The sequence below is a fragment of the Aquitalea sp. S1-19 genome, from assembly GCF_024343515.1.
This window is the reverse complement of sequence record NZ_RJTZ01000198.1, coordinates 1-2,921: the sequence shown is the minus strand read 5'-3', so window position 1 is coordinate 2,921 and position 2,921 is coordinate 1. Positions and strand designations below refer to the sequence as shown.

Annotated in this window: 3 protein-coding genes; 2 read left to right on the top strand and 1 reads right to left on the bottom strand. The window is 60.7% G+C overall.

Features of this window, described 5'->3' with window-relative positions; translation table 11 throughout:
* Nucleotides 1-678: hypothetical protein (locus EGI20_RS17060; RefSeq protein ID WP_498632907.1), on the top strand; the 678-nt coding region annotated here is incomplete at its 5' end.
* A gap of 144 nt (nucleotides 679-822) precedes the next feature.
* Here the strand turns inward: EGI20_RS17060 and EGI20_RS17055 are convergent.
* Nucleotides 823-1,740 (bottom strand): NAD(P)H-quinone oxidoreductase, encoded by a 918-nt coding sequence (locus EGI20_RS17055; RefSeq protein WP_498632905.1) that lies wholly within the window; start codon nucleotides 1,738-1,740, stop codon nucleotides 823-825.
* On the opposite strand from EGI20_RS17055, the gene EGI20_RS17050 reads away from it, so the two are divergent.
* The coding region (locus tag EGI20_RS17050; RefSeq protein ID WP_498632904.1) for a heavy metal translocating P-type ATPase at nucleotides 1,645-2,921 on the top strand (1,277 nt) is incomplete at its 3' end. The two genes, EGI20_RS17055 and EGI20_RS17050, sit on opposite strands and share 96 nt — an antisense overlap.

Sequence of the window (2,921 nt, the reverse complement as noted above, 5' to 3'; positions counted from 1 at the left end):
ATGTTCGACATCACCCTGCACTTTGTGACCGAAGGTGACGACAGCGAATGCGCACTGCCTTGCATCGAAGTCATGGTAGACAATCTGGCCACGGGCGAAAACAGCCACTGGCGTACAACGGTGAGCAAGGACAAGGATGGCAACATCCTGATCGGACGTGAAAAACTGGGCAGTGGCCTCGCGCCCATGATGCCGTTCGACGAGTTGTCCTTTACCGACAATGCGCGTTTTCGCGATGATCTTTATCACGCCTGGCAGCAGGAATTGCCTTTGCTGGCACCGGAAATCGAAGCGTGGTTCGATCCTGCGCGCGTGGTTGCCGCAGCCAGTGCCGCGCATGAGGCTCAAGCGGCCACAGACAGCCTGCATGGCGAAATGGATGCACGCACCCACGAAATGCTGGAGCGCTACGCAGAAATCATCCGCCGCGAGCAATTGCTGTTGTCGCGCCGCTTTGCCGACAACGAGCTGCAACTGATTGCTGCCGTACTCAAGGGCATACACTTTGAAGGCGCATCGGCTTGCCGCGGCCTGTGGCTGGCGGTAGAGGCGCGTATTCTGGATGAGGATCTGGATCACGAGCATCAGGTGGATGCCGAAGCCCTGCTGAGCAAGCTCAAGGCACTGTCCTACACCCAGGAAGTCGCCCTGATCGAGGCGCTGGCACCCGCCGCCTGATATAGCCGGAGTCAAGTACACCTCACTTGCTCCGGCCAAAAAAATGGGCGACGTTGCCGTCGCCCGAATCCCATCCATACCAAATCAGAAAGCCTCATGCCTTCCGAGTAACAAGATAGCCGATAATAATTACAAAAGCATTAATTACGACACATCCAGCACCACTTTCCCCAGATTACTGTTGCCTTCCATATACAGATGCGCATCCGCCACCGCCGATAGCGGGTACACACTGTCCAGCGTTACCCTCAATTTTCCGTCAGCCAGTGCCGGCAAAATCGTCTCTTCCAGCGCCCGCGCCAGACGCGCACGCACCACCAGTGGCTGGCTGCGCAGCGTCGAACCCATAATGCGCAAACGCTTGACCAGCAGCAGCCCCAGATTCAGCTCAGCGCTGCGCCCGCCCATCACGCCTATTACCACCAGACGCCCGTCCGGATTAAGACAGGCCAGATTCTCGCGAAAATAACTGCCGCCTACCGGATCCAGAATAACATCCACCCCGCCCTGCGCCTTAAGCTGCGCGGCAAAAGCAGTGTCACGCCGGCCATTGAATACCTGAGTCGCCCCCAGGCTGCGGCAAAATTCCAGCTTTTCATCGGCACTGGCACTGGCCAGCGCTTCGGCGCCTAACAGGCACGCCAACTGTATGGCGGCAGAGCCGACACCGCTGGCACCGGCATGCACCAAAAAGCGCTCTCCGGCTTGCAAGGCCGCCACTTCCACCAGATTAAGCCATGCGGTCATCCACACTTCAGGCAGGCTGGCCGCCTCCGCCCAGCTCATGGCATCCGGCTTGGGGATAGCCAGCGCCTCATCCAGCAAGGCATAGTCGGCATAACCGCCGCCCTGCAACAGACCAAATACTTCATCGCCAGGCTGAAAGCGCGACGGGCCGTTAATCTCGTCTACCACGCCGGCGACTTCCAGCCCCAGAATCGGCGATGCCCCGGCAGGAGCCGGATAATGCCCTTCGCGCTGCACAATATCGGCACGATTCAGCCCGGCTGCCATCACCCGCACCCGCATCTGACCGGCTGCCGGCACCGGCTTTTCGACCATGGAAATGGCCAGCGTACCGACGCCGCCCGTCAGGAAGCGCTGCAGCAAAAACAGCGCAAACAGGCGATCAACCGGCTCTGGGTGGCCGGCCTGTCGATGATGCAGGTGATGATGTATGCCGTACCTGTCTACCTCGCCCCGGATGGCGAAATCGAGCCCAACTTCCTGTGGATGCTGCACTGGGCCAGCCTGATCCTGACCCTGCCGGTGATGGTCTATTCGGCTGTTCCCTTTTATCAAGCCACCTGGCGCGATCTCAAGCGGCATAGAGTGGGCATGGATACGCCGGTCACCATAGGCATACTGACCACCTTCTTTGCCAGCCTGTATGCCCTGCTGAACCATATAGAACACGGCATTTACTTCGATTCGGTGTCGATGTTCGTTTTCCTGCTGCTGGGCGGGCGCTATCTTGAGGGCATTGCCAGGCGCGAGGCCGGCGCTGCGGCCGAAACGCTGGTCAAGCTGATTCCGGCATTCGCCCATAAACTCAGCGCCTGGCCCGAATCGCGCGAGACCCACGAAGCGGCTGCCGCGACGCTCTCTTGCGGCGATGTGCTGCTGATTCGCCCCGGCGAAACCGTACCCGCCGACGCTTGCGTACTGGAGGGGCATAGCCAGTTAAACGAAGCACTGTTGACCGGCGAAAGCCGTCTGCTTGACAAGCAGGCGGGCGATGCGCTGATTGCCGGCAGCGTCAACACCGCCAGCCCTTTGTATGTCCGCATTACCGGTACCGGCCAGAACACGCGGCTGGCCAGCATTGTGCGTCTGCTGGATCAGGCGCTGGCCGAGAAACCGAGACTGGCAGAAATCGCCGACCGTTTTGCCGGCTGGTTTGTACTGGCCTTGCTGCTGGCGGCGGTCGCGACGTTTGCCTGGTGGTATCCGCATGACCCCGAACACGCGCTATGGATTACCGTAGCCGTGCTGGTCATCTCCTGCCCTTGCGCCCTGTCGCTGGCCACGCCGGCTGCGCTGACAGCCGCCACCGGACGTCTGGCACTGGATGGGGTCCTCACCACCCGCGGCCATGCGCTGGAAACCCTGGCCCGCGCCAGCGATGTGGTGTTCGACAAAACCGGCACCCTGACCCATGGTGATATGCGCCTGATTGCGACCCAGGCGCTGGACGGACGCGACCCAGCCATACTGCTCGCGCTGGCTGCCGGCCTCGAAAC